The sequence below is a fragment of the Enterocloster citroniae genome (genome assembly GCF_040545455.1).
Taxonomy (GTDB): Bacteria; Bacillota; Clostridia; order Lachnospirales; family Lachnospiraceae; genus Enterocloster; species Enterocloster citroniae.
Genome location: NZ_JBEPLZ010000008.1, coordinates 149,706 through 174,039 on the forward strand (window position 1 = coordinate 149,706; position 24,334 = coordinate 174,039).

Here is a 24,334-nt window from a genome sequence, read left to right on the forward strand (position 1 = left end):
ATTCAGGCTTTATTTATCAAGTCTTATTTATCAGGCTTTATGGCCGTCTTGCAGTTATTCTGCGGGAAATTGCAGTGTGGGAAATTCCAGCTCTGTCACAAACAGGCATCCCTCCCTGCTGCAGACAAAGCTTCCCCTGTGGCGGCCCATGATCTTGGCACATGTCTTAAGTCCGATGCTGCTGCTCTCCTTCTGTGCAAGATCCTTTGCGGCATGATTGGTAAATCGGATCCACAGACGGTCCTTTCCCTGCCTGTACTCCACTGTAACAGGGTGGGAAGGATCTGCATATTTCAGGAGATTGGAGAAGATGTTCCCAAACACCCGGCGCACCAGCCCGATGTCCACCATAAGGCGGCAGTCAATGTCGTCTGAACTGCGCTCAATGGCAAATCCCTGGTTTTCCATGTCAAAGAGACTCTCCTCCACCACCTGGCCCAGGAACTCCGCCCCATTAACCTCAATGGTTTCCAGTTCCTCCTTCTCCTTACCGTAAACAATAAAATACTCAAACATCTTATCCGACATATCCTTGATCTGATAGGCTTTGTCCCTAACAGACGCCAGGCACCGCCTGTACTGCTCCTCATCCTTCCACCGCTCCATCTGAAGGATATCCACATATCCCAGAAGTGAGGTCAAAGGCGTGCGCAGGTCATGGGACATGGCTGTCACCAGATCCCGGTTGGCATCCCTGGCCGACTCCTCCTGTTCCTGACGTTCCCTCACGGCCAGGCGCATGGCATCCATCTCAGCCGCCAGGGACGCCAGCTCATCCTTTCCCTTGACCGTGATGCTGTAATCCAGGTCCCCGCCTTTCAGAATATGGATTTCCCGCTCCAGCAGGGCAATATAACGCACCTTCCTGCGGATCAGCAGGAACAAAAGGATCATAAAAGCCGAAACGGATATGATTCCATTGACCGCACTCACCGCCGTATAGTATCCGGCCTCGAAGAAATAGCTGATGACAGCCTCCACGGTCCCGTCTGCAAACTGCAGCCGGTAGGCCCACGGAATGCCCATCGCATCCATATCTGTCCTCATCTCATCTTCCCCTGCCTTTTCCTCCTCTGACGAGGTTCCGTACTCCATGTAAGGGATCGCGGCCGCAATCTTTCCGTCATTGCTGTAAAAGATATTATCATTTTTATACAGGGTGATCAGAAGGTTTTTCTGTGTTTTAGCCCATTGGTCCAGCATATTGCTGTCCCCTGAGGACAGGCTGTTTTTTGTCACATATTCCTGGAGGCTGTCTATGCACCCCTGTTCCTTGGCCAGTATCACATCCTCCCTGAAAAGCATCCTGTCTAACATTCCATAGCCAAGGGAATTCAGTCCCATGAACAGGAACATACCGACCATGGCAGAGAGGATGGCAGACAGGGCCAGTTCCATCCCCAGCTTGTTGATCCTGCATCTTTTACTCAACCCGGTACCCCTTTCCCCAGACATTGACCACATATTTGGGATTCTTAGGATCCGCCTCCAGCTTTTTCCTCAAGTTCCGTATATGTACCATCACCGTATTATTTGCACTGTAGAAAAAAGGCTCTTCCCATACGCTCTCATAAATATTTTCAATGGTAAATATCCTTCCCCTGTTGCATGCCAAAAGGAGCAGGATCCGGTATTCCAAATCCGTTAAAAGGAGTTCTTCCCCTGCTCTCCTGACCTCATTCCATGCTTTCTGGATGGTCAGGTCCTTGACCGTAACCGCACCGTCCTCCTTTTCCTCCGTCTTGCCCTTATATACATGGTATCGCCGTATCATGGCCTTCACCCTGGCGGCCAGCTCCGTATAGGAAAAGGGCTTTGCCAGGTAATCATCCCCTCCTGCGCCAAACCCCATGGTCTTATCGGAATCCTGGGTGCGGGCTGTCAAAAACAGGATCGGCACCACGGATTTTTTGCGGATCTCCGCACAGGCGGAGAAACCGGAGCGGCCGGGCATCATCACATCCAGTATGATCAGGTCATAGGTGTCATCCGCCATGGACACTGCCGATATGCCGTCAGCAGCCTCATCCACCCGGTAGCCCTCCCCCTCCAGAAGGATCCGCACCACCTCCCTTATCTCAGCATCATCATCTGCAAACAGAATCTTTCGTTCCATCAAATTCCCATCCTCCAATGTCTGCCTCTTTCCCGGCACTTTTCCCCATTATATCTCAGGCAAGGGACGCATTCCATATAATACAGTAATTCTTAAGTTTTCTTCAGAAACACTCTTTGGGGATCAGTCATGCTTAATGGCCTCCAGGGCCGGGATCCCCACCGCCTTGTTGGCCGGATAATAACCCGCTCCCACGCCAATGGCCACTGAAAACAGGATGGCGAACAGGCTGAGCCACCACGGGATCACGGACAGGCGGGAGGGGATATCCGCCATCCCGTCTATGATCTGCATGGAGGCGGAGACCGGTAACCGGGCAGCTGCCAGGTTCATGACAGCAGAGATCCCATAACTTAGGACCGAACCCGCAATACCTCCCAACAGGCCGATGCACCCGGCTTCCAGTAAAAATATTTTTCTTACGTCTTTTACAAAGCACCCCAGTGATTTCATCACGCCGATTTCCCTTGTGCGCTCTGATATGGACATGATCATGGTGTTAGTGATCCCCAATGCCGCCACAAACAGGGAGATTGCGCCCAGGCCTCCCAGCATCATCTGCTTCTGTCTTGCCTCCTGCTCCATGGGCTTTCGTATGCTCTCCATGGAACTGGTCCTAAATCCCATCTTTTTGATCTCCAATTCCGCCCGGGCCACATCCCTGATATCTTTTACCTTTACCAGAGCGCTTTGGTATCCCTTACGTGAATCCCACTTTTTTCCAGCCAATCGGGCCTGCTGCTCCAAAAGGGACTGGTACATTTCCAAGCTCATCAGCAGGCCCATGGAAGTCTCCTCACCCTTTGCGAAATCCTCTTTCAGCCTCCCTGCTGCCTTAAATGCCTGAACCACCCTTTTTCCGTCTTCCTTTCCGCTGTCCAGTTCCATGGTGACAGGGGTTTTCATAATGTCAAAATAGGGCGGCGGCATCACCGGCATTCCCTTGTCATCCCATTCTCCGCCGTACATATCCACTGTATTTTTTCCCTGGGGCCGTTTGGTATCCTCAAACATATAAGCGAAATTCTGTCCGGCATAAATACAGTCCTTTTTATCCGGCTGCCAATCCCCCTGCGTAAGCTTATAACCCATGGCCCGGGCAGCGGACAGGTCAATTCCCACAATGGATGCGTAACCGGCCTTGTACCGCTTATCCCTTCCCCCATAGACTGTAATGGGAACATTTTCTTCGCTCAGCTTGGGAGTGGCAGCCTCCACCCCCCGGAGTTCTTTTATTTTGTTTATGGCCCTGGTATTCAGCTTTGCGGATTTAGCTCCCTTCCCGGTGGGATACACCTGTATAATGGACAGATCCCCCATCTGCGCCAGCGCCTTTTCCTGGGCGTCCTTCATACCGATCCCAATGGATATCATGATCACCACGGAGCAGCAGCCCACAATGACCCCCAGCACAGTGAGAAGGGTGCGGGCCTTGTGGCGGCTTAAATTCTGGAGGCATACGGTGATCAGATCCCTTGTCTTCATGATCGTCCCTCCTGGTCTGTGTCATCCCGGCTCATATCTTCCAGCTCATCCCACGGATCCAGCCCGGACGCCGCCTCTTTCTTTTTCCTCCTTTTTCTTCTGACTCGGACCACTGCGGCCGGAACAACAATGGCCGGCACCAAGGCCATAAGCCATATCCCGGGGCCTGCGCCGCCCCGATCCTGATCCGTTCCCGCATCCACGGGGAGCTCACTCATTTCAGGTGCAGCCTCCTGCACAGTAAAATTCACCGGAATTTGCAGGGTCTTCACCTCCATGGCCTCATCCTCATAGGTCACGATCACCTGTCCCTTAAATTCCCCCTTTGTTCCAGGCGTTACCACAAAATCAATGGTTCCGCTTTTTCCCGGTTCAAAATTCCCCAGGGTCAGGTCCCTGGACAGGGCATCGATCTCCCCCTCCAGCCTGGCTTCCACATTGTACACCTGTCCCCGCCCCTTATTTACATAGGGAATAGAAATGGCGGCCTCCTCACCCTGGCGTATGGCTTCTGTAAATGAGGGCTCCTTTACCTGGAACCGGTCCGGCTGATATACGGGTATTGCAATGGTTTCATTGGAGTTGGACTGTTTCCGCTCCCTTTTGTCCACATATTCATATTTGCAGGCAATGGTGATCTTGGGTGACTGAAGCTTGGACTGGAACAGGGCCTGTACCGTTACCTTCTCCTTTCTGCTCTCACCCGGCCCCAGCTTTGGAATATAGAATGTGTTGGAGGATGAGTTGATGGAGATGCCCTCCCCAGTGTCCAGGGACATCACCACATTTTCTACTGCTGAGGCGTTACTGGTGTTCTGAAACTCCATCTCCAGATCAAATACCTGGCCGGCCGTCACTTTTTCCCCATATGTATAATTTGTGACGATCACATTGGGTGTGGGATTCCCAGGTCCCTTTGCCTGACCATTGGTGGGGATCACAATCTTTTCACTGTAAGTGCCCTGGACTGCTCCCTTGTCGGAATCATAATCAAATTTCAGTGTCATCCCCAATAACTGGGAAGCAGCTGAGGACAGCTCAGCCCCTGCCTGAAGGCGCACAGGCACTTCCATGGACTGGCCGGCCCTCAGTTCCCCCAAACGCCTGGTATCCGTCTCCTCCAAAAGCGATATCTGGTCATTGGATTCAAAGGTGGCTGCAAGGTTGCGGATATCCTTGTCCGCACTGGTATTTTGAAGGGTCAGCAGCACCTGGAACGCCTCCCCTGGGTTGACGGTCCTTCCAATGCTCCTCCCCACCCTGATGACGGGCTGGCCTGAGACAGAGCCTCCCTTTACGGGAATCAGTACCTTTTGGGAGGAGGTGCCTGAAACCAGATTTCCCCCTGAATAATAATTATATTTCAGCTCCAGGTCAATGACCTGGGTGGGTCCGGATATCTCTGTTCCCGCAATCATGTTGAGTTTTACAGAAGCCGTCTTCCTGGAATCCAGGCGGCTGACGATCCGGGAATTGGTGTCATCCCCGATAAACACGGAACCTCCCGGGCTCACGGTGACCACCATGTCCTCTATATCCGCGTCACTGCTGGTATTTTCCATATCCAGTTCCAGGGTGAAATGGTCTCCGGGCCCCACGGGAGCCTGTGGGCTGATCCTTCTGACTTTAATGACCGGCTGTCCGTTTGTACTGCCCGAATCCCCGTGCTCCCCGGGATAGGATTCCTCACACTCCAGTATGGCGGCTTCCTGGATCTCAGATGGGATTCCCGCCTTTTTAAAACTAGTCCTGAATTTCAGGCCATTGCCCTTTCCAAGATAGGTAAGCCTGGCAAATGTAACCGTAAACTCCAGATCATCTTCCTTTTCCGATGTTACCTTTACCTTTGGATTCCCGGACATTTTAAAGCTGTCATTGAGTTTTGTGACGGAAATATTGGTCTTCCCCACATCCTTTGTGCGTATCCCCGTCCCCTTTACATGTACAAGCACTTTGGCCTGCCTGCCTTTTCGCAGGTTATCCAGCGTATCCCTTGATCCGGCCACTGCATAGATCTCATAGCCGTCTATGCTCAGGTTCAGCGGAGCGCCCGGTATATTTTCCGTTTCATCATTTTCTTCCTTTTCTCCGCTTCCGGATGGTCTGGGAGATGCATTCGATGGGGTCCCTGTGGCTGCCCCCGCTCCTCCCCTGCCCGCCTGGGCCAGGGCACGCCCTGCAGTCCCTCCTGCAAAAACCGAGGCCATAAGGACCACGGCTGCCAGAAATACCTCCAGTCTTTTAAATCCCCTATATTGATTCAGCATATCCGTCCATCCTTTCATCTCCAATTACATTGCCGTCCTTTAACGTCACAATGCGGTCCGCAAAGCGCGCCATACCCGGGTCATGGGTGACCAGGATAATGGTTTCATGGTATTTCCTGGCAAAGCCCATGATCATTTTCATGATCTCCTCCGTGGTCCTGGAATCCAGGTTTCCGGTGGGCTCATCTGCAAACACCACCTGGGGCCTGGTCACAAAGGCCCGCGCGATCCCGGCCCTCTGCTGCTGGCCGCCCGACATCTGCCCCGGATAGTGATGCAGACGGTGGGACAAGCCCACCCGTCTTAAAAGCACCTGGGCAATGCCCTCCCGCTTTTCCTTTTCCATTCCCCTGAACATCAGGGGCAATGCCACGTTTTCCACCGCTGTCATGGACGGCAGCAGATTGTAGGACTGGAAGATAAAGCCGATATGTTTCTGACGGAACGCCGCCAGTTCCTCCTCATCCATCTGTGATATATTCATTCCCTGTATCAGGACCCGTCCCCTGGTAGGTTTTTCCATGCCTGCCAGCTGGTTTAACAGGGTGCTCTTTCCCGACCCTGAGGTCCCGAAGATGCAGCACACCTCACCTTTATATATTTTCAGGTTGATCCTGTTTAAGGCCACCACTTCCTCATCCCCCATCCGGTAGACTTTGCGCACATCCTGAACATGGATCATCAGCTCCTTTTGCTTCATTTGTCCCACTCCTTTTTTTCATACCACCAATCATACAGGCTAAAATCTCATGATCTGCCTCATATAATTCTTAAGAAATCTGAAGTTGTGACACTGCTATGCGCAGGTTGGATTAAGATCCTAAAAAACACCCCATCCGTTTGTATCCAAATAGATGGGGTGTTTTTAATCGATATCAATTAAATATCTCTATGTTTTAATCGGCATCCCAGGAACAGGGTGCAGTCAGGCCATAGATGCACAGATCGTATATGGTCTTAATCGTTATCAGGCATTAGTTTAACCGTGACCATGATATACTTTATGAAAGAACCCTGCTCCAATGTGATATCATCATAGTGGGACTGGGATGGGAAATCGTAAGTCCCTTCCTCAAACTCCACCCAGAGCCAGTTGTATGCTGCATATCTTGCATTCTCTACTGCATCCTCCAAATCCGGTCCATCCGCCACACAGTACTCCAGATCCGGAAATTCCACATGAAAACCCGCATCTTCCTTATGGGGTGTAAATACAGCCGGGTACGTAAACGTCATAATAGTTTTCCTCCAACATTCATAGTAAACACCCCCATTATATACTTAATTTTCCCCTTTGTACAGGCTTTCATTGTTCTAAATCAGGGCCATGGGACGCTGACTGTATCCTTCAGTGTCAGGACTGCCACAATTCGTTTCCAATTATTAGGCTTTTCTTCAAATCATTTATAAAATTTCTGCTGTAGGCCTCAAAACTGATGGCATGATCATATCCTGCCCCTTTTAGCGCCTGGAAAAACGCATCATACTCCTTTCGGTTGGAATCCCTCAGAAAACCGCGGTGTTCAGGGTCTGCCATGTGCACATGGAGCAGATGTCCTTTTCCATAATTGGAAATATGGTCAAGGGATTCCTTCTCCTCACACAAATGGTAAAAATCTACCAGCACCTTTATATTCCGTTCATTGACATCCTTTGCCAGGCTGCACCCTTCTTTGAATGTGTTGATAATATTACACTCAGCTTTGCGCAGGGGCTCGATCGCCAGATCTATGCCATAAAAGCCGGCCACCGGCGACAGGCTCCTTAACAGGCCCACGATCTGGCCGTAACCGGCTTCATAGGAAATACCGTCTGGTATACACCTGGCGGCCCCGCTTCCGAAAACCACACAGGAAGCCCCCAGGCTGCCGGCCCTCTGCAGTGCTGCATAAGCATATTTAAGCGCCCTTTCCCTTTCTTGTCTCTCCCCGATCAGCCTGAGTTTTCCCGGAAAAAAATTATTGCAGGCCCTGCACCTGATCCCCCCATCTCCCAGTCTCTGTTTTAAAGCAAGAAACTCCGGTTCCATCATGTACATGATCTCTGCCAGGGGAAGCTCCAGGTAATCACAGCCCGCCATGGCGGCCTGGGGGATCCACTCCATCCCGGTTCCATCCGGTCCTGATGACACCATATTTAAGCAGCAGCCAAATTTCATCCTTCCCTCCACGTTCCGTTACAGTTCCCAAATGGTTTTAACCGCATCCACGATATGTTCTTTTGTAAGGCCGTGATGCTCCAGCACTTCCTGGTAGCTGTGTCCGCTGCAGCCAAAGGTATCATTGATCCCCACAAACTCAACGGGCCTGCCAGTCTTTGCAAGAGCCTGGGCAACCGCGCTGCCCAGACCGCCTATGACTGTGTGCTCCTCCGCTGTCACCACGCCTTTGCAGGTCCTGGCCAGTTCAATGATCATGGTTTGATCCAACGGCTTGATGGTACTCACATTCACCACCCTGACAGAGATCTTCCCTTCCAGCTCCCGGGCGGCCGCAAGGGCCAGGGACACCATATATCCGGTGGTAAACACGGTCACATCCGTGCCCTGCTTAAGGACCGAGGGCTTTCCTATGGTAAAAGGCTTTCCCTCCTCAGTTACATTGTCGTAATCGTTTCTGTTTAATCTCAGATAACACGGCCCCTTGCTCTGTATCATAGCCTTTACGGCTTCCACGGTCTCATTTGCGTCCGCCGGGCAGATCACGGTCATGTTGGGGATTGCACGCATGTATGCCATATCCTCAATGGCCTGGTGTGTGGCTCCGTCTCCAAAGTCGGACAGTCCGGCGGAAGATCCCACAATCTTCACATTCAGGTTCCCAATGGCAATGGTCTGCCTGATCTGGTCATATGCCCGTCCGGCTGAAAATACGGCAAAGGAATTAGTAAACGGGATCCAGCCCGTCAGTGATAATCCGGCCGCCACCGAGGTCATGTCAGCTTCCGCGATCCCCATCTCGTAATGCCTGTCCGGAAATGCCTGCTCAAACATCTTTCCCATGGTGGAACCACTTAGATCCGCATCCAGGACCACCAGCCTGTCATTCTTTTTTCCTTCTTCAACCAACGTGCTGCCATACGCAATTCTTTGATTTCTATAGCCCATTTCAACACCTCCTAGGATAGCTCGTTCAATGCCTTTTCATAGTTTTCCTCTGTGAGGATTCCATTGTGAAAGCCCGCCACATGCTCCGCAAAGCTGATCCCCTTTCCCTTTACCGTGCGGGCAATGATGACTGTTGGCTTTCCTTTCATAAAATCAGCCATATCCAGGGCGGCAAGGATCTCTTCCATATGGTGGCCGTCAATCTCCAGCACATTCCAGCCAAAGCTGCGCCATTTGTCCGGAAGGGGATCCGTGTCAAACCGGTCTTTTGTACCCCCTGTTGCCTGAAGTCCATTTTTATCCACTAAAACCACCAGGTTATCCGCCCGGTAAACGCTGGCTGCCATGGCGGCCTCCCAGATCTGTCCTTCCGCCATTTCTCCGTCTCCGCACAGGACATACACCCGGCTGTCCAGTTTGTCCGCCTTAAGGCCCAGAGCCATTCCCAGCCCGATGGACACCCCCTGGCCCAGAGAGCCTGTTCCGGCTTCAATTCCCGGGGTCTTCTGCACATCGGGATGTCCCTGGAGATAGGATCCTATTTCCTTGGTGGTCTTTAGATCCTCGATCGGAAAATACCCGGCCTCAGCCAATGCCGCATACTGGAGGATCGCCACATGCCCTTTGCTCAGCAGAAAACGGTCCCTGTCCTTTTTTGCGGGATTGAATGGATCGTGGCGCATTTTATAAAAATAGATTGCCGTCACCAGGTCGGCGGCGGAACAGGAACCGCCTATATGCCCTGCCACTCCCACTCCAACGCTGACCACCATATTTCTCCTGATCCTTTTAGCGGTCTGATCCAGTTTTTCAATCAACTCAGCGCTGTATCTCATGTCCGACCTCCTTATCTGCCGCCCCCTTGCCAAAAGACCGCTCCAGTTCCAGATACCGCTGCTGCTGGCCCATCAAATGTTCGGCACGCTCCAGCCCCATGCCCTCAATAAACTCTGTCTTTATAAACACATCCGCCATCTCATATGCCATATCCGCGGGCACGATCCGGCTTCCAAAAGTAAGCACATTGGCGTCATTGATGATCCTGCACAGCCTGGCGGAATAAACGCTTTCACTGACCACGGCAAAGATCCCCTGGTGTTTGTTGGCATGTATGCACATGCCCGCGCCTGTTCCGCAGATCAGGAATCCCCGTTCGGCCCCGCCTTCCCTTATCCGGCAGCACACATTGTGGGCCGCCTCAAAGTATGGAAGAGGCGCCTGCACGTCCGTGGTGCCCAAATCCTCCACCTCATGTCCTTTTTCCAGCAGATATGCCTTTACCTTTTCCTTTAACTCATATCCGGCTTGATCTGATCCAACCGCAAGTTTCATTTTATCCTCCATTTCTTTCCATTCATACAAAGGGAGTGCTCTCAAACAGCACTCCCCCGGATCACCATCTGTAATCAGGCAAAAATTCTTTGGTATGGTCTATCATTTCACAGAAGAGTGTTTTGGCAGTCCTTACGTCCAGCGTCATCAGCGGGTCATTGCAAAATGCCTGGAATGCCTGATGGTAATCCCTGTCCACACATGCCTTCAGAATCATTTCCTGATTGATTACATGTCTCAGGACCAGGATATTGACCGGGTCAGGAAGCCTTCCTGCCTGAACGGGAATGATACGGTTCCTTGTAAAAAACGCATTGCTTTCCACCACAGCCCCCTTTGGCAATCCCTGGATCTGGCCTGTGTTGGGCAGGTTCACATTGCACATAAAGTCCTCCAGCCCAAGGAGCGCTTTGATCTGGTAAACACCATCCTCCCCTGTAACCTGGAACTTGAATGCTTCCTCCCCTGACACAAGGGCACGGCTGCGCTTAAGACGTTCTTCAAGCATCTGCTCCCGCTTATCCACGGTTGTCAGCATAAAGCCCCAGCTTGCCACAACCTCCGGATTTTTCAGATACCACGGCGGACAAAATTCCGCCAGATGACGGTCACCGGCGGCAGCGATCAGACCGTACCTCTTAAACAGGTCAAATTTAACCTTGTTTCCTGATGTAAATTCTTTATTGGCCCAGTGATTTTTCTCCACTCCCTCCAGGCCGGTTTCCCCATATTTTTCCACCAGCTTTTCATAGAGCGGAAACAGATCCCTTCCCTGATATTCCGCGCGGTCGATCCAGGTAAAATGGTTGATCCCCAGCACATTGGTCTTGATCATCCTGCGGTCCACCGTGATACCGCAGAATTCCTTAAGGGCATATGCCAGTATTTTCTGTGTTCCGAACACCTCATGGCAGCAGCCAAACGCCTTTATCAGGGGAAATCTCTCATAAAGGATCCTGGTGCACAATGTCATGGGATTGGTGTAGTTGATCACCCAGGCATCGGGGCAGTGTTCCCGGATCTTATCTGCAAATCCCTCATACATGGGCAGCACGCGCATGGCCCGGAACAGGCCGCCCGGTCCCACGGTATCCCCCACCGACTGATAGATCCCATACTTTTCCGGTGTATGTACGTCTGAACGCATTTCCTTAAAGGAAAGAATAGTGCCGGGTGTAATGGAAATGATCACAAAGTCAGCTCCCTCCAGGGCACTGTCGATATCCTCGCTGACAACATAGTTCCACTGTGATCTGGCCTCCTCCATCCGGGCCGCTTTATTTCCTATTATCTCATTGGCCTTGGCGGAGGGCAGATCGATATCATACAGGAACACAGTGCCTGAAATGGATTCTTCCAGGGACAGGTCGCTCATAAATCCCCACGCCCATCCCCTGGAACCTCCCCCTATGTAGGCAATCTTAATATCCTTTACGCAGTTTTTTTCATATTTCATCATGTCTTATCCTTTCATACCCGTAGTGGCGATCCCCTCAATAAAATATCTCTGTGCAAAGAAGAACAGTATGATCAGGGGCAGTATGGATACCAGGGCCATGGCCAGAACCTGATTCCAGTATACGGTGCCGCTTGTATCCAGCACCATTCTTACTCCTAATGCAAGGGGATAATTTTTAACACTGTTGATATAGATCAGGGGATTATAAAAATCATTCCACACCCACATAAACTGCATAAGTCCCACGGAAAAAAGAGCAGGTTTCATGAGGGGAAGGAGAATGCTTTTAAAAATCACAAATGAATTAGCCCCGTCTATCTTTGCTGATTCATCCAGGTCTTTTGGGATTCCCCTTAAAAACTGTATGAGCATGAAAATAAAAAAGGGATATGCTGCCAGTAAGGCCGGCATCCAAAAGGGCTTAAAGGTGTTGAGCCATCCAAGGTTGCGAAACAGCAGGTACCGCGGAATGATGATGGCTGCATTGGGAAGCATAAGGGTGGAGATCATCAGGCCGAACAGCAGCTTTTTTCCCACAAATTTGAATCTAGCAAACCCGTATGCCACAATGCTGCAGGAAACAATGGTAAAAAACACGGCAGGGATGACCATTTTAAAGGAATTGATAAAAAATGTGGTAAAGGTATACTGGCCGCTGCCCTTCCATCCCTTCAGGTACGCGTCAAGGCTGTAGGAGGATGGGAGAAGGGCTGTTGTGCCAAACAATTCCTTATTATCCTTAAATGTGGCAAAAAACATCCAAATCAGCGGATAGACCATGATGAATCCAAATACAACCAAGATCACATAAGCCCAAATCGTCTTCTTTGTCTTCTTTTTCATCAGAATTCTCCTTCATCTTCGTAATATACCCATGCGTCTGAACTCTTAAAGATCAGCAATGTGAAAATAAATATGAGCAAAAACATGATCCAGGACGTGGCGCTGGCATATCCCATCTTAAAGCTTCCGTTTCCAAACGCGTCATCATAGAGTTTCATGCCCAGCAGATATGTGGACTTGAGGGGCCCGCCCCCGGTTACAACAAATCCGGAAGTGAAGTTCTGCAGCGCATTGATGGTCTGCATGATCATATTAAAAAACACAATGGGTGTGATCATGGGCAGGGTGATGGTGAAAAAGTTTTTGACCGGAGTGGAACCGTCCACGCTGGCGGCCTCGTACAATTCCTGGGGAACCTGTTTTAATGCGGCCAGGAACAATACCATGGATGAACCGAACTGCCATACCTGGAGAAGGCTGATGGTGGGCATGGCCCAGGCCGTACTTCCCAGCCAGTCAATGGGTCCTACATGGATCATGCTGAGGACAGTGTTGATCATGCCCTCCTTCATGAACATCAGTTTCCACAGAGCGGATATGGCAACGCTGCCCCCCAGAATGGAGGGAAGATAATAGACCGTCCGAAAAAAATTGACCCCTTTCAGATTTACATTTAAGATCATGGCCACGATCAGTGCAAAGACCAGTTTGGCCGGAACTGTCATGGCTGCGTATTTTAACGTGGCTGTCAGGGAATTCCAAAAGTCAGAATCCACAGTAAACAGCCTGATATAATTGGCCAGCCCCACAAATTGAGGTTTGGAGAACATATTATAGTTTGTAAACGAATAACAGAAAGAGGCCACAAAGGGATAAAGCTGCAGAAGCAGAAATCCTAATATCCAGGGGCTTATATAGATAAGCCCCATATTCCTTTTGAAGAACCCTTGCCGCCTCCTTTTTTTCTTATTTTCCATTTATCCCACATCCCTTTTCTTTATTTCAATGTATTTAAGACATCCTCCAAAAGCTTCATGGTCTCATCAGCAACTTCCCCGGGAGTCCCTTTGTGGTAAGCGATCTTCTCCACCGCATTGGTAAATACCGCCTCCACTTCCGTGTTGGAGGAAGGACCGTTCTCAGCTTTTCCGCTGTGGCTGATGCCATAATCAATTGTGATAACCGAATTACTGTCCAAGATCCCTTCCTCCTCACACATGGTACGAATCTTATCCACAGACGGAATGGAGCGCACATCCCCCAAGATCTTTCCCGCCTCCTCGTCATTAAAGAAGAAATTCAGGAACTTTAGGGCCTCTTCCTTGTTCTCACAGGAAGCCGGTATGGACATGACCTGTGCGGGCCGGATCAAAAGTGCCGTATCCTTGGCATTGTCCAGAACAGGAATGGGGATAACCTGTATATTGTCTGCTCCGATCAGGCCATTGAGTTCAGAAATGTTGGAGGTCCATCCAAAGCTGGCCAGCAATTCCCCTGAAGCCACTTTGGGATTGGTATAGAACACATCATTAAAGGCAGCTGAGTCCTGAATGGGCTCAAATACCTTTTCATCATACATCCGCTGCACCAGGTCAAATGCATCCGTGAGAACCTCCTTGTCGAAACCGATCGTATAATCATCATTGATTACCTGTTCCCCCGTGGTCTGCTGGATATAACCCTTAACCACATAGATGGCGGTCAGACGGGGATCGGTTACAAGAAGATAGGAGTTGGGATCCTGTTCCTGGACCTTTTTCCCCATCTCAATATAGTCTTCCCAGGTCAGCTTGTCATCCAGGCTGATATCCAATCCGAACTTCTCCGCCGATGCCTTGTTCATATAAGCGGTTCGCGCATTCATTCCTGTTGGCAGGGCAATGAGCTGGTCATTAAATACGCAGAAGCTGTTCAGGAATTCCTCGTCAAATCCGGAAACATCCATCAAATCCGGATAGTCCTGTAAATGAATAAAAAAATCTCCCTTGTTGGCATAATCCGGCATCCAGTTTGCGTTAAGCTGTATGATATCCGGCGCTGTCTGTCCTGCAAGCTGTGTGGAGATCTTCTGCTGATAGCCGTCAAACCCCCCGTACTCCGCTTCAATGGTCACATTGGGATTCCTGTCCATATACAGCTCAATGGCTTTTAATGTGGCCTGGTGCCTTCCTTCATCTCCCCACCATGCAAATCTCAGTGTTACCTTTTCCTGCTTCCCCGCAGTTTTTCCTGCCTGGGCCGTGGTCTCATTGCCGCTTTCCTTGGGCGCGGCTGTCTGGTTCCCCCCGGAACATCCTGTCAGACTTCCGGCTGCCAAAGCTCCTGCCAAAAAAAGTGCCCCCATGTTTTTTAAATTCATTTAACCTTCCTCCTGTCTGTTGCGGTATTGATGATGACCGATCCAACTGATGTTAAAATTATATCCAATATGATCCTCTTTTCAAAGGTTGCCATTCTACAAAATCGGGATGGCAATCTACAATTTGAGGCATTTTTGTTGAAATTCCATACATTTCACCGTATAATGAAAAAGCATTCATATATTTACTATTTATGGTAAAAATAATCGCACAACTCTGAGGGGGATTTTATGTACAGTCTGCTAATTGTAGATGATGAAAAGAAACTGCGGGAAGGGATTGCATCCTTATATGACTGGAACAGTCTTGGATTTGAGGTAGAAGCATGCCTGGAAAACGGAAAACTGGCCATTGATTACATTCTCCACCATCCGGTTGACGCGGTCCTCTGCGATATCCGCATGCCGGTCCTGGACGGAATCGCCTTTGCCAAGTATATCCACGACCAAAAGATACACACAAAGGTTGTTTTCCTCAGCGGTTATTCTGATTTTGAGCTGGCCCAGAAAGCCATCCGGTACCAGGTTACGGATTATATCCTGAAACCCACCACATATATGGAAATATTTACTGTTTTTAATAAGATCAAAGAAGTACTGGACAGTGAGCATTTACAGACATCCCTGATTCCCGGTACAGACCAGGGAGATTCCCCGATCATCCCCTACATAAAACGCTATGTGTCGGAAAACCTTGCCTCTGCTTCCCTGAATAAGATCTCACTGGAGCTCAATCTGACTCCCAACTACCTTTCCAAACTATTCAGGGAGCAGATGGATATCACATTTACAGAATACCTGATACAGGAAAAAATGAATTATGCGTGCCAGCTTCTCCAGAACGTAAATTTCAAGGTGTATGAGGTGTCCTTAATGTGCGGTTATGACAATCCGAAAAACTTTGTAAAAACCTTCCGCCAGTCCATTGGATGTACTCCCCAGGAATACAGAAAGGGGCGTACAAAATGCTGAAACGTTCCCTGCGCAACAGTTTTCTGCGCATTGCCAGTCTGATCTGCCTGCCCATCCTCTGTGTCGGCACCCTGGTCTTTTATTTTTCATTCACCACCCTTGTAAAGGAGACTCAGAACCGTATTAATGCCTCCTGCCATCTGATGGAGCAGTCCCTGACCAATGTTTTCCGTGAAGTCAACAAGCAGAAATCGCTGTTTGAGGGCAATTCCATTCTGTATCTCACCATCCTGCAGCTTCTCAACAATGAAACGCTGACCTACGAACAGGTACAGACCCTGCGCACCATCACTCCGATCTTTAACAGCACTTTGGGATACGACAATATTTATCACTCCCTGTATGTTTACATGCCCAACCGGTTTGACAATTTCTTTTCGTCCAATAACCGCAGGGAGAACCTTAAGACAACCAGGGACCCGGAGTGGTACCAGACGTTCCTCAATATGCCGGAAGATGAAAATATACTGATCCAGCGCAGGACCATCCGGGAATCCTCCCTCCTCACCTATGATGTGATATCTATTTACCAGCGCTTTCACAAAAACAATGTGATCGTGATCAATATCCGCAGCTCCTATTTTGAGAATATCCTCACCGATGTGGCTGAGCTGGAGAACATGCAGTTTTTCCTGCTGGATCTTAAGAACCAGCCCCTGGTATCCAGCCTTAACACAGAGGACAGCCATGGCATAGATTTTACATCCATCATGGAGCAGGATTCAGATACCATCACCATCCGCCATCAGGATTATTTCGTGGAAGCGGTCAATGACAACCCTTATATGAACTATGTGTTTCTGATCCCCCGCCGATCCCTGTACGCCCTGTCCAATAAGATCCTGGCAACCACGTTTCTCACAGGCGGGCTGGGGCTTCTCATAAGCATCAGTATCGCCTGGTACACAAATGACCAGAGAAGAAACCAGATCTTCAGCATTTTGTCGGTTTTTGAAGCCGCGGAAAAACAGCAGCAGCTTCCTGAAATGGTGCCTGTTATCACAGATGAATACAGCCTGATCCTGAACAATATCATAAAGACGTTTTTGAGGAACAATGAGCTGAATATGAAGCTGACCAACCTTCAATACCAGAAGGCATCCGCTGAGCTGGTTGCCCTGCAATGCCAGCTCAATCCCCACTTCCTGTTCAATACCCTGCAGACCATTAATTTTGAACTGATGCAGCTTCCCGGCTCTGCCGGTGCTGTCCGGATGCTGGCCAACCTTTCCCACCTGCTGCGCTATACTTTGGATTCCCCTGAAAAGCTGCCTTCCCTCCAGGATGAGATATTGGCGACCAAGGAATATATCGCCCTTCAGAAGGTCCGGTACGGGGACACCTTTGACGTGCTGTGGGATTATGAGGAGGATGCATTGCAGGAACTGGTGAAGCGGCTTCTGATCCAGCCTATCATCGAGAATTCCCTTCTCTATGGCATGAAGGGAAAACAGGGAAAAATGATCATCAAGATCAAGATCCTGAAACAAAACCATGCACTGAACTATACCATTATAGACAACGGAACCGGCATGGCTCCCGCCCGTCTCCGGGAAATCGCAGAGTGCCTGAAGCAGGAGAATTACGTGCCTCATAACCATATCGGCCTGGCCAACACCAATCAGAGGATCAAACTGCAGTATCCCGGATCACCGGGCATCCATCTCTATTCCAAAGAGAATATGGGCACTATTGTATCCTGGTCCTGCCCTCTGGCAGAACCATGACAAATGCCTTTCACACGTCTCCCAGCGCCCGCTTGAGCAGCCCGTTAAAGCGCGCCACGGGTGTAAACAAAAAGGAGAAGACCTGTATCTCAGATCTTCTCCCTTTCAAACTCATCCAGAAATCCCATGGCATCCTTCAGGGTATTCCTCCAGCCAAATTTCTTCAGATCCACCCGGTTATCCGGAGATACGGCCACTCCCTCATCCATCAGGAGCTGCTTTTGCAATCCCGGATAATCAAAGCTGGCCGCCCCGCTTAGGAATCCCTGGCCATTGACCACGCGGTGGGCCGGGACCTGGCCGGACAGATCATTCCTAAGGGCGTAGCCCACCTGCCTGGCGTTCTTTGGGCGGCCGCAGAGCAGGGCGATCTGTCCATAGGTCACCACACGCCCTTCCGGCACAGCCCTCAGAACCACTCCTACGCGGCGGTAAAAATCCACGGCCGCCCCGGACCCTGTCTTCTGCTTAGGATCCGCCTTACCGGTTCCTCTGTCCATAATATGCGTTTGGACCATGCTTGCGCATGAAATGCTTATCCAGCATACACTGTGGGGCGGGCTCCACCTGTGGGTTAAGCATCTCGGTCATGTAATTCATCTTGGCCACTTCCTCCAGCACCACGGCATTGTGCACTGCCTCAGCCGCGTCCTTTCCCCAGGTAAAGGGCCCGTGGTTCTTGCACAGCACTGCCGGGACATAGACAGGGTTCTTGCCTGCAAAGGTCTCCACGATCACCTTGCCAGTGTTCATCTCATACCCTTCCTCGATCTCCTCCTCGGTCAGGTTCCTTGCGCATGGGATCTCTCCGTAAAAATAATCCGCATGGGTGGTCCCATAGCATGGAAGCGCCCTTCCGGCCTGGGCCCAGGCCGCGGCGTGGGGAGAGTGGGTGTGCACAATGCCGCCAATGTCCTTAAATGCCTTGTACAATTCCACATGGGTTGCAGTATCTGAGGATGGGTTCATATCGCCCTCCACCTTGTTGCCCTCCAGATCTACCACTACCATCTGGGATGGTTTCAGCTTGTCATAGTCCACGCCGCTGGGCTTGATCACAAAAAGTCCCTTTTCCCTGTCAATGCCGCTGACATTTCCCCAAGTATAAGTGATCAGCCCTCTTCTGGGCAGTTCCATGTTTGCTTCATATACGATCTGTTTCAGTTCCTCTAACATCTCTGTTCCTCCATCGGCCTTTTGCCTGTTATTCCGTCTATCTCATATGATCCACAGCCGCCCGTTCAATGGCAAGCCCCTGTGCGTACCGCTCCATAAATGCCTCAAAGCCTTCCACGTCTTCCTTCACCGGCTCCACACAAATGCCCTGATCTCCTCCGAATACCTGATCCGCCAGATACCGGTCCAGGCTCTGGCCCTCTTTCTTGTTCCTCATAAAGGCTGCCAGCAGGGCAATTCCCCATGCTCCGCCTTCACCGGCCGTTTCCATCACGGATACAGGCGCGTTCATGGCCCCTGCCAGGATCCTCTGACCCACACCCTTTGTCTTAAACAGGCCTCCATGGCCCAGCAGGGTATCCACCTTCACATGTTCCTCCTTTAACAGGATATCCATACCTGTCTTAAGCGCTCCCAGAGAAGTATAAAGGTGTACCCTCATAAAGTTGGCAAGGCTGAACTTGCTGTCCGGCATGCGCACAAACAGGGGGCGTCCCTCCTCAAAGTGGGTGATGTGCTCTCCGGAGAAATAGTTATAGGCCAACAGGCCGCCGCAGTCCGGATCTCCCTCCAGCGCCTTATTATAAAGCGTTCCAAACAGGTCGTTCATATCCGCCTTCATGCCCATTGTCTCTAAAAATTCCTTAAACAGGTTCACCCATGCATTGAGGTCGGAGGTGCAGTTATTACAGTGCACCATTGCCACCATGTCACCGGCCGGCGTGGTTACCAGATCGATCTCCGGGTACACATGCTCCAATTCCTTTTCCAGAACCACCATGGCAAACACACTTGTACCAGCAGACACATTGCCGGTGCGCACCGCAACACTGTTGGTGGCCGCCATGCCGGTTCCCGCATCCCCTTCCGGGGGACACATAGGAATCCCTGCCTTCAGACTGCCGGATATATCCAAAAGCTTTGCGCCTTCCTCTGTAAGTGTGCCCGCATCCTCTCCAGCCACCAGGGCTTTGGGAAGTATATCCCGCAATTTCCATGGGAAATGCTCCCCGGCCACCAGTTCGTCAAACTGGTCGATCCTCTTCTGGTCAAAATCCTTTGTATGGATATCCACCGGGAACATACCAGCCACATCACCGATTCCCAGGACCTTCCTCCCTGTCAGCTTCCAGTGCACATATCCCTCCAGGGTAATGAGGTAGTCGATCTCCTTTACATGCTCCTCCTTGTTAAGGATGGCCTGGTACAGATGGGCAATGCTCCATCTCTGAGGCACGTTGTAACGGAAGACCTGGGTCAGCTTCTCAGAGGCCGGACCTGTGATGGTGTTCCTCCAGGTACGGAAGGGAACCAGCAGATCGCCCTCCTTATTAAATGCCATGTAGCCGTGCATCATGGCTGAAAATCCAATGGAGCCAACCGTGGTAAGAGTGACGCCGTACTTATCCTTCACATCCGCCGCCATGGCTGCGTAGCAGTCCTGTATGCCGGTCCAGATATCCTCCAGGGTATAGGTCCAGATATGATCCACATACCGGTTCTCCCAGTCATGGCTTCCGGAAGCAATCGGAGTGTGGTCCTCCCCGATGAGCACTGCCTTGATTCTGGTGGAGCCCAGTTCGATTCCCAGCGATGTGTTTCCTTTTTCAATCCATTCCCTGACTGTATTATGATCTAAACTCATAAAATCCCCCTCCCTTATCTGTAGACCGCCCCATTCCAGCGCATCTCGTTCTTCAGTCCTCTGATGGTAGTATCCTTGTCAATATAAACCACTTCAATGCCCATGGACTCTGCCCAGTCTCCCATCTGCTCTGCCGTCAGGTCATATGAGAATGCGGTATGATGGGCGCCACCGGCCAGGATCCATGCCTCCGCACCTGTTGCCAGGCTGGGCTCAGGGGTCCAGAACGCGGTTGCCACGGGAAGCTTAGGCATTGCCTTCTCCGTCTTCCTGCATTCCACATCATTGATGATCAGGCGGAACCTGGTTCCCAGGTCCACAAGTGAGGTTGCAATGCCATGTCCTGTCTTGGACGTGAACACAAGCCTTGCAGGGTCCTCCCTGTCGCCCATGGACAGCGGATTTACCTTGATGCTGATCTCCCCATCGGCGATGGACGGGCAGACCTCCAGCATATGGGCCTCCAGGATCCCCTCCTTGCCCGGCACCAGATTGTATGTATAGTCCTCCATAAAGGATGTGCCCTTTGCGTTCTTAACGCCCTGGGCCATGATCTTCATGAGCCTTACCATGGCAGCTGTCTTCCAGTCTCCCTCGCCGCCAAATCCATAGCCCTTTTCCATCAGCCTCTGGATCGCCAGGCCCGGAAGCTGCTGCAGCTCGCCCAGATCACCGAAATGGGTCACAATGGCATGATAATCCTTTTCAACAAGGAATCTCTCAAGTCCTGCCTCGATCTGCGCCTGCACCGCCACATGGCGTTTAAATTCCTCAGGATCCCTTCCCTCCAGCAGGATGGTATATTTGCTGTAATACTCGTCAACCAGGGCTGTGATATCCCCTTTGGGAACCGCCTTCACATACTGGCACAGTTCATTTACCGGGTAGGCATCCACCTCCCAGCCGAATTTCACCTGGGCCTCTACCTTATCTCCCTCTGTGACAGCCACGTTTCTCATGTTGTCGGCAAATCTCACCACCCTCACATGGCTGCTTTCCATGATCCCCACCGCAGTGCGCATCCAGCCCGCAATTCGGCCGACCACCTTCTCATCGCTCCAGTGTCCCACGATCACCTTCCGCTCAATGCCCATGCGTGTGACCATATGGCCGTATTCCCTGTCGCCGTGTGCGGACTGGTTCTCATTCATAAAATCCATGTCAATGGTGTCATAAGGGATCTCCCGGTTAAACTGGGTATGGAAATGCATCAGAGGCTTTCTAAACTCCTGGAGTCCCAGAATCCAGGACTTGGCCGGTGAAAATGTGTGCATCCATGTGATGACGCCTGCGCACTCCTCATCAGCATTTGCCTCGTTAAACGTCCTGCGGATCAGTTCATTGGTGATCAGGGTTGGTTTCCATACCACTTCGTATGGAAGGATCCCTGACCGGTTCAGGCTTTCCACAATGATCCTGGAGTGCTCCGCCACATGTGCCAGGCACTCCTCCCCATACAGATCCTGTGAACCGGTGCAGAACCAAAACTTATAATTTTTAACTCCTGTCATTTTTATCGTCCTCCTGGATATTATAATATTTTTTTACTGCTTTGCATCATCATCTTTTATAAGCTTCACGGAATCCCGCCCAATCACATCCGGGTCAAAGCGATAGTTCCCGTCAAAACATGGATTCTCGATCATCTTCACAATATTCTCAGCCGCTTTCCGCCCCAGTTCCTCCATGGGATAGGGCAGGGATGTGATTGGCACCTCCGCCAGGGTGGAAAGCTCCGAATTGTCAATACCCACCAGGGAAAGCTGGTCCGGAATGGAGATTCCCCGTTTTTCACAGATGCCGGACAGAATATAGGCCACCTCATCATTATAACACACAACAGCCGTACAGTCCCCGATGCGGCGGAAGAGATAGTCTGACCAATACTCCATCTCCACCATATCCTCGGAATCGATCCACACCACATTCCTGTCCTTGGCCCTTAAACCAGCCTCCTCCATTCCCTGCATAAACCCCTTGTAGCGCAGAGGCCCCTGTCCGTCATCGCATTTAAAGATACCGCCGATCTTCCTATGTCCGGCCTTTACCAGGTACTCCACAGCCTTTCTGCCCACACTCACATCATCCATTGCCACAAAGGGCAGGCCCAGCTCCGGATACGTGCAGTTAAAGAACAAAACCGGTATATGCCTATTCATCAGTTCCCTGTAGCAGCGCAGGTTGGGATTAGGCAGAGCGCTTTTGGCCGGCTCCACGATCAGGCCGTCTATCATATCCTTGTCGATCAGGTTGCTCAGTATCTCCTGCTCCCTGCCGGTCCGGTTGCCTGTAAAGGCGATCTGGGTCGTATATCCCTTCTGTGACAGCACGCTTTCTATCTCCCTGAGTACGGTGGGAAATACATAGCTGTCCACATAGGTGCTAATCACGGCAATGTTCATATACCGCTCCTGGCGCCCCAGCCTGCCCTCTCCGCCCACATAGGTCCCGCTTCCCCTGACCCTGGTCACCAGTTTCTGCTGTTCCAGCAGGTCGATGGCATGGCGGATCGTCTGGCGGCTCAGCTGAAACCGCTGGCTGAGTTCATTCTCCGAGGGAAGCCTGGCCCCCAGCTTCAGACTCCCATTGCTCATACTGTCCACAATCCAGTTATAGACCACCCGATATTTTGGTTCCTGTAATCCCATAAGCAGCCCCTGTTCCTCATTTTTATGTACGTACAACTTACCCGGTAATCATGCAGCCAAGTTTTGGTGCACGGGGCAGCCTATCACAGGTCTTTTTCGCAAAACGCATGCATCCATCTGCGGTTTTGATCATAATATCTGCCCATATCCCTGGATATTTCGTTTATTTAACCAATCAATCCTCTTTATTCCTACTATACATTTTTCCGATATGGATGTCAACAAGTATTGATAACTTTTTTGAATTCTAAAAATATGTACGTACAACTTTAGTGCGGAGATAAACAGAGACAGATATGGCTTTGAAATCATTTCTCAAACCTTTTTTGATTTTATATTGACACAGATGTTATATTATGAGATACTTTAATATATAGTTTTGATTACTACATATGGAGGTATGAGATGAAGACTGCTATTTTAATTGACTCAGGCTGCGATGTATCCGATGAACTGGCCCGAACATATCACATGAAGGTAATGCGCCTTCATATCATTTATCCTGAAAAAGATTATATTGACGGAACGGACATAACAGCTGAGACCGTTTACCAGCGTTTCCCCAGGGAGATCCCCATCACCTCCACCCCCAGTCCCCAGGATGTGAGGGAGATGCTGGACGAGATCAAATCAGAAGGTTACACCCATGTGCTGGCCTTCTGCATTTCCAGCGGTTTAAGCGGCACCTTTAATACGGTGGGATGTGCCCTGGAGGAGGACACGGACCTGACCTCTTTTGTGCTGGACACCAGAAGCATCTCCTTTGGAGCCGGCATACTGGCTGTGTGGGCCGCCATGCAGCTGGAGGAGGGAAGGACCTTTGATGAGCTGAAAGAGATCCTTCCCGGAAAGGTAAAGGATTCCAAGGTCTTCTATTACATGGACACCCTGACCTACCTGCGCAAGGGCGGCCGCATCGGCCTGGTCACCTCCGTGGTGGGCAGCATGCTGAACATTAAACCCATTATCTCCTGCAACGGTGACGGCGTCTACTACACAGCAGCCAAGATACGGGGCGCAAAGCAGGGCCTTACCAGGCTTCTGGAAGAAGCAGGGAAATTCGCGGGCAACGGCCCATGTCTCACCGCTTTGCTTAACGGCCAGGGACAGGACGCCGCTGATGCGCTCCGCCCCAGACTGACCACCGGCATCCCCAATGGGACACTGATCATGGAAAAGGCCATCACCGCATCCCTGGCCGTACATACCGGCCCCGGGCTTGTGGGGATCGGAGTTCTCCGCCTGTAAATTCCAGTCTT

At 50.8% G+C, this 24,334-nt stretch carries 22 protein-coding genes; 3 read left to right on the plus strand and 19 right to left on the minus strand.

What is annotated here, in order from left to right:
- Positions 1-54: 54 nt before the first annotated feature.
- The 14 genes from ABID13_RS13125 to ABID13_RS13190 all read right to left on the minus strand — a co-directional run bounded on the left by ABID13_RS13125 (position 55) and on the right by ABID13_RS13190 (position 14,907).
- The gene (locus ABID13_RS13125; protein WP_048930821.1) at positions 55-1,431 is read right to left on the minus strand and encodes a HAMP domain-containing sensor histidine kinase; all 1,377 of its coding nucleotides are present in this window, start codon (positions 1,429-1,431) and stop codon (positions 55-57) included.
- On the minus strand, positions 1,424-2,116 hold the full coding sequence (locus ABID13_RS13130) for a response regulator transcription factor (protein ID WP_007867859.1): 693 nt from the start codon (positions 2,114-2,116) through the stop codon (positions 1,424-1,426). Before ABID13_RS13130 ends, ABID13_RS13125 begins: the two co-directional genes overlap by 8 nt.
- Positions 2,117-2,239: 123 nt before the next feature.
- On the minus strand, positions 2,240-3,601 hold the full coding sequence (locus ABID13_RS13135; RefSeq protein ID WP_007867861.1) for an ABC transporter permease: 1,362 nt from the start codon (positions 3,599-3,601) through the stop codon (positions 2,240-2,242).
- On the minus strand, positions 3,598-5,868 hold the full coding sequence (locus tag ABID13_RS13140) for a COG1361 S-layer family protein (protein ID WP_048930769.1): 2,271 nt from the start codon (positions 5,866-5,868) through the stop codon (positions 3,598-3,600). Before ABID13_RS13140 ends, ABID13_RS13135 begins: the two co-directional genes overlap by 4 nt.
- Positions 5,852-6,568, minus strand: a complete 717-nt coding sequence (locus ABID13_RS13145) for an ABC transporter ATP-binding protein (protein WP_007867867.1) — start codon at positions 6,566-6,568, stop codon at positions 5,852-5,854. The genes ABID13_RS13140 and ABID13_RS13145 overlap by 17 nt, the downstream gene beginning before the upstream one ends.
- Positions 6,569-6,825: 257 nt before the next feature.
- Entirely contained in the window at positions 6,826-7,104 is a 279-nt protein-coding gene (locus ABID13_RS13150) for a type II toxin-antitoxin system HicB family antitoxin (RefSeq protein WP_007867869.1), read from the minus strand.
- 118 nt (positions 7,105-7,222) lie between these two features.
- Positions 7,223-8,026 (minus strand): sugar phosphate isomerase/epimerase family protein, encoded by an 804-nt coding sequence (locus ABID13_RS13155; RefSeq protein ID WP_048930770.1) that lies wholly within the window; start codon positions 8,024-8,026, stop codon positions 7,223-7,225.
- A gap of 18 nt (positions 8,027-8,044) precedes the next feature.
- Positions 8,045-8,974: a transketolase family protein gene (locus ABID13_RS13160; protein WP_048930771.1), complete on the minus strand. Its 930-nt coding sequence runs from the start codon at positions 8,972-8,974 to the stop codon at positions 8,045-8,047.
- Positions 8,975-8,985: 11 nt separating this feature from the next.
- Positions 8,986-9,810 carry a transketolase gene (locus ABID13_RS13165; protein WP_045093134.1) on the minus strand — a complete coding sequence of 275 codons (825 nt, stop codon included), beginning with the start codon at positions 9,808-9,810 and terminating at the stop codon, positions 8,986-8,988.
- A complete protein-coding gene (locus tag ABID13_RS13170) occupies positions 9,794-10,306 on the minus strand; it encodes an RpiB/LacA/LacB family sugar-phosphate isomerase (RefSeq protein ID WP_053095364.1) in 513 nt (170 codons plus the stop codon). Before ABID13_RS13170 ends, ABID13_RS13165 begins: the two co-directional genes overlap by 17 nt.
- A 61-nt stretch (positions 10,307-10,367) precedes the next feature.
- Complete coding sequence (locus ABID13_RS13175) at positions 10,368-11,762, minus strand: family 4 glycosyl hydrolase (RefSeq protein ID WP_048930772.1); 1,395 nt, start codon at positions 11,760-11,762, stop codon at positions 10,368-10,370.
- A gap of 6 nt (positions 11,763-11,768) precedes the next feature.
- Positions 11,769-12,608, minus strand: a complete 840-nt coding sequence (locus tag ABID13_RS13180; RefSeq protein WP_048930773.1) for a carbohydrate ABC transporter permease — start codon at positions 12,606-12,608, stop codon at positions 11,769-11,771.
- Positions 12,608-13,525, minus strand: coding sequence for a carbohydrate ABC transporter permease (locus ABID13_RS13185; RefSeq protein ID WP_048930774.1), 918 nt, complete (start codon positions 13,523-13,525; stop codon positions 12,608-12,610). The genes ABID13_RS13180 and ABID13_RS13185 overlap by 1 nt, the downstream gene beginning before the upstream one ends.
- A 20-nt stretch (positions 13,526-13,545) precedes the next feature.
- Positions 13,546-14,907, minus strand: a complete 1,362-nt coding sequence (locus tag ABID13_RS13190; protein WP_048930775.1) for an ABC transporter substrate-binding protein — start codon at positions 14,905-14,907, stop codon at positions 13,546-13,548.
- Positions 14,908-15,138: 231 nt separating this feature from the next.
- On the opposite strand from ABID13_RS13190, the gene ABID13_RS13195 reads away from it, so the two are divergent.
- Positions 15,139-15,879, plus strand: coding sequence for a response regulator transcription factor (locus ABID13_RS13195; RefSeq protein WP_045093139.1), 741 nt, complete (start codon positions 15,139-15,141; stop codon positions 15,877-15,879).
- On the plus strand, positions 15,873-17,606 hold the full coding sequence (locus ABID13_RS13200; RefSeq protein WP_007867883.1) for a sensor histidine kinase: 1,734 nt from the start codon (positions 15,873-15,875) through the stop codon (positions 17,604-17,606). Before ABID13_RS13195 ends, ABID13_RS13200 begins: the two co-directional genes overlap by 7 nt.
- A gap of 89 nt (positions 17,607-17,695) precedes the next feature.
- Here ABID13_RS13200 and ABID13_RS13205 read toward each other — a convergent pair whose 3' ends face one another.
- Genes ABID13_RS13205 through ABID13_RS13225 form a run of 5 tightly spaced genes read right to left on the minus strand, consistent with a single transcriptional unit; the run spans position 17,696 to position 23,075 of the window.
- On the minus strand, positions 17,696-18,049 hold the full coding sequence (locus ABID13_RS13205; protein WP_040417236.1) for an MGMT family protein: 354 nt from the start codon (positions 18,047-18,049) through the stop codon (positions 17,696-17,698).
- A 37-nt stretch (positions 18,050-18,086) separates the two neighbouring features.
- Complete coding sequence (locus tag ABID13_RS13210; RefSeq protein WP_007867889.1) at positions 18,087-18,782, minus strand: L-ribulose-5-phosphate 4-epimerase; 696 nt, start codon at positions 18,780-18,782, stop codon at positions 18,087-18,089.
- A 37-nt stretch (positions 18,783-18,819) separates the two neighbouring features.
- A complete protein-coding gene (locus ABID13_RS13215) occupies positions 18,820-20,427 on the minus strand; it encodes a xylulokinase (protein WP_048930776.1) in 1,608 nt (535 codons plus the stop codon).
- 14 nt (positions 20,428-20,441) lie between these two features.
- Positions 20,442-21,938: an L-arabinose isomerase gene (araA, locus tag ABID13_RS13220; RefSeq protein WP_007867893.1), complete on the minus strand. Its 1,497-nt coding sequence runs from the start codon at positions 21,936-21,938 to the stop codon at positions 20,442-20,444.
- 33 nt (positions 21,939-21,971) lie between these two features.
- Entirely contained in the window at positions 21,972-23,075 is a 1,104-nt protein-coding gene (locus ABID13_RS13225; RefSeq protein WP_007867895.1) for a GntR family transcriptional regulator, read from the minus strand.
- 405 nt (positions 23,076-23,480) lie between these two features.
- On the opposite strand from ABID13_RS13225, the gene ABID13_RS13230 reads away from it, so the two are divergent.
- On the plus strand, positions 23,481-24,323 hold the full coding sequence (locus tag ABID13_RS13230; RefSeq protein ID WP_007867898.1) for a DegV family protein: 843 nt from the start codon (positions 23,481-23,483) through the stop codon (positions 24,321-24,323).
- Positions 24,324-24,334 lie beyond the last annotated feature (11 nt).

Bases quoted from the DNA above. Each gene is read 5' to 3' on its own strand.
- araA (WP_007867893.1), bottom strand. From the start codon at position 21,938: ATGACAGGAGTTAAAAATTATAAGTTTTGGTTCTGCACCGGTTCACAG.
- ABID13_RS13230 (WP_007867898.1), top strand. From the start codon at position 23,481: ATGAAGACTGCTATTTTAATTGACTCAGGCTGCGATGTATCCGATGAA.
- ABID13_RS13130 (WP_007867859.1), bottom strand. From the start codon at position 2,116: ATGGAACGAAAGATTCTGTTTGCAGATGATGATGCTGAGATAAGGGAG.
- ABID13_RS13135 (WP_007867861.1), bottom strand. From the start codon at position 3,601: ATGAAGACAAGGGATCTGATCACCGTATGCCTCCAGAATTTAAGCCGC.
- ABID13_RS13210 (WP_007867889.1), bottom strand. From the start codon at position 18,782: ATGTTAGAGGAACTGAAACAGATCGTATATGAAGCAAACATGGAACTG.
- ABID13_RS13225 (WP_007867895.1), bottom strand. From the start codon at position 23,075: ATGGGATTACAGGAACCAAAATATCGGGTGGTCTATAACTGGATTGTG.
- ABID13_RS13165 (WP_045093134.1), bottom strand. From the start codon at position 9,810: ATGAGATACAGCGCTGAGTTGATTGAAAAACTGGATCAGACCGCTAAA.
- ABID13_RS13160 (WP_048930771.1), bottom strand. From the start codon at position 8,974: ATGGGCTATAGAAATCAAAGAATTGCGTATGGCAGCACGTTGGTTGAA.
- ABID13_RS13175 (WP_048930772.1), bottom strand. From the start codon at position 11,762: ATGAAATATGAAAAAAACTGCGTAAAGGATATTAAGATTGCCTACATA.
- ABID13_RS13170 (WP_053095364.1), bottom strand. From the start codon at position 10,306: ATGAAACTTGCGGTTGGATCAGATCAAGCCGGATATGAGTTAAAGGAA.
- ABID13_RS13195 (WP_045093139.1), top strand. From the start codon at position 15,139: ATGTACAGTCTGCTAATTGTAGATGATGAAAAGAAACTGCGGGAAGGG.
- ABID13_RS13145 (WP_007867867.1), bottom strand. From the start codon at position 6,568: ATGAAGCAAAAGGAGCTGATGATCCATGTTCAGGATGTGCGCAAAGTC.
- ABID13_RS13190 (WP_048930775.1), bottom strand. From the start codon at position 14,907: ATGAATTTAAAAAACATGGGGGCACTTTTTTTGGCAGGAGCTTTGGCA.
- ABID13_RS13185 (WP_048930774.1), bottom strand. From the start codon at position 13,525: ATGGAAAATAAGAAAAAAAGGAGGCGGCAAGGGTTCTTCAAAAGGAAT.
- ABID13_RS13150 (WP_007867869.1), bottom strand. From the start codon at position 7,104: ATGACGTTTACGTACCCGGCTGTATTTACACCCCATAAGGAAGATGCG.
- ABID13_RS13215 (WP_048930776.1), bottom strand. From the start codon at position 20,427: ATGAGTTTAGATCATAATACAGTCAGGGAATGGATTGAAAAAGGAAAC.
- ABID13_RS13200 (WP_007867883.1), top strand. From the start codon at position 15,873: ATGCTGAAACGTTCCCTGCGCAACAGTTTTCTGCGCATTGCCAGTCTG.
- ABID13_RS13140 (WP_048930769.1), bottom strand. From the start codon at position 5,868: ATGCTGAATCAATATAGGGGATTTAAAAGACTGGAGGTATTTCTGGCA.
- ABID13_RS13155 (WP_048930770.1), bottom strand. From the start codon at position 8,026: ATGAAATTTGGCTGCTGCTTAAATATGGTGTCATCAGGACCGGATGGA.
- ABID13_RS13180 (WP_048930773.1), bottom strand. From the start codon at position 12,608: ATGAAAAAGAAGACAAAGAAGACGATTTGGGCTTATGTGATCTTGGTT.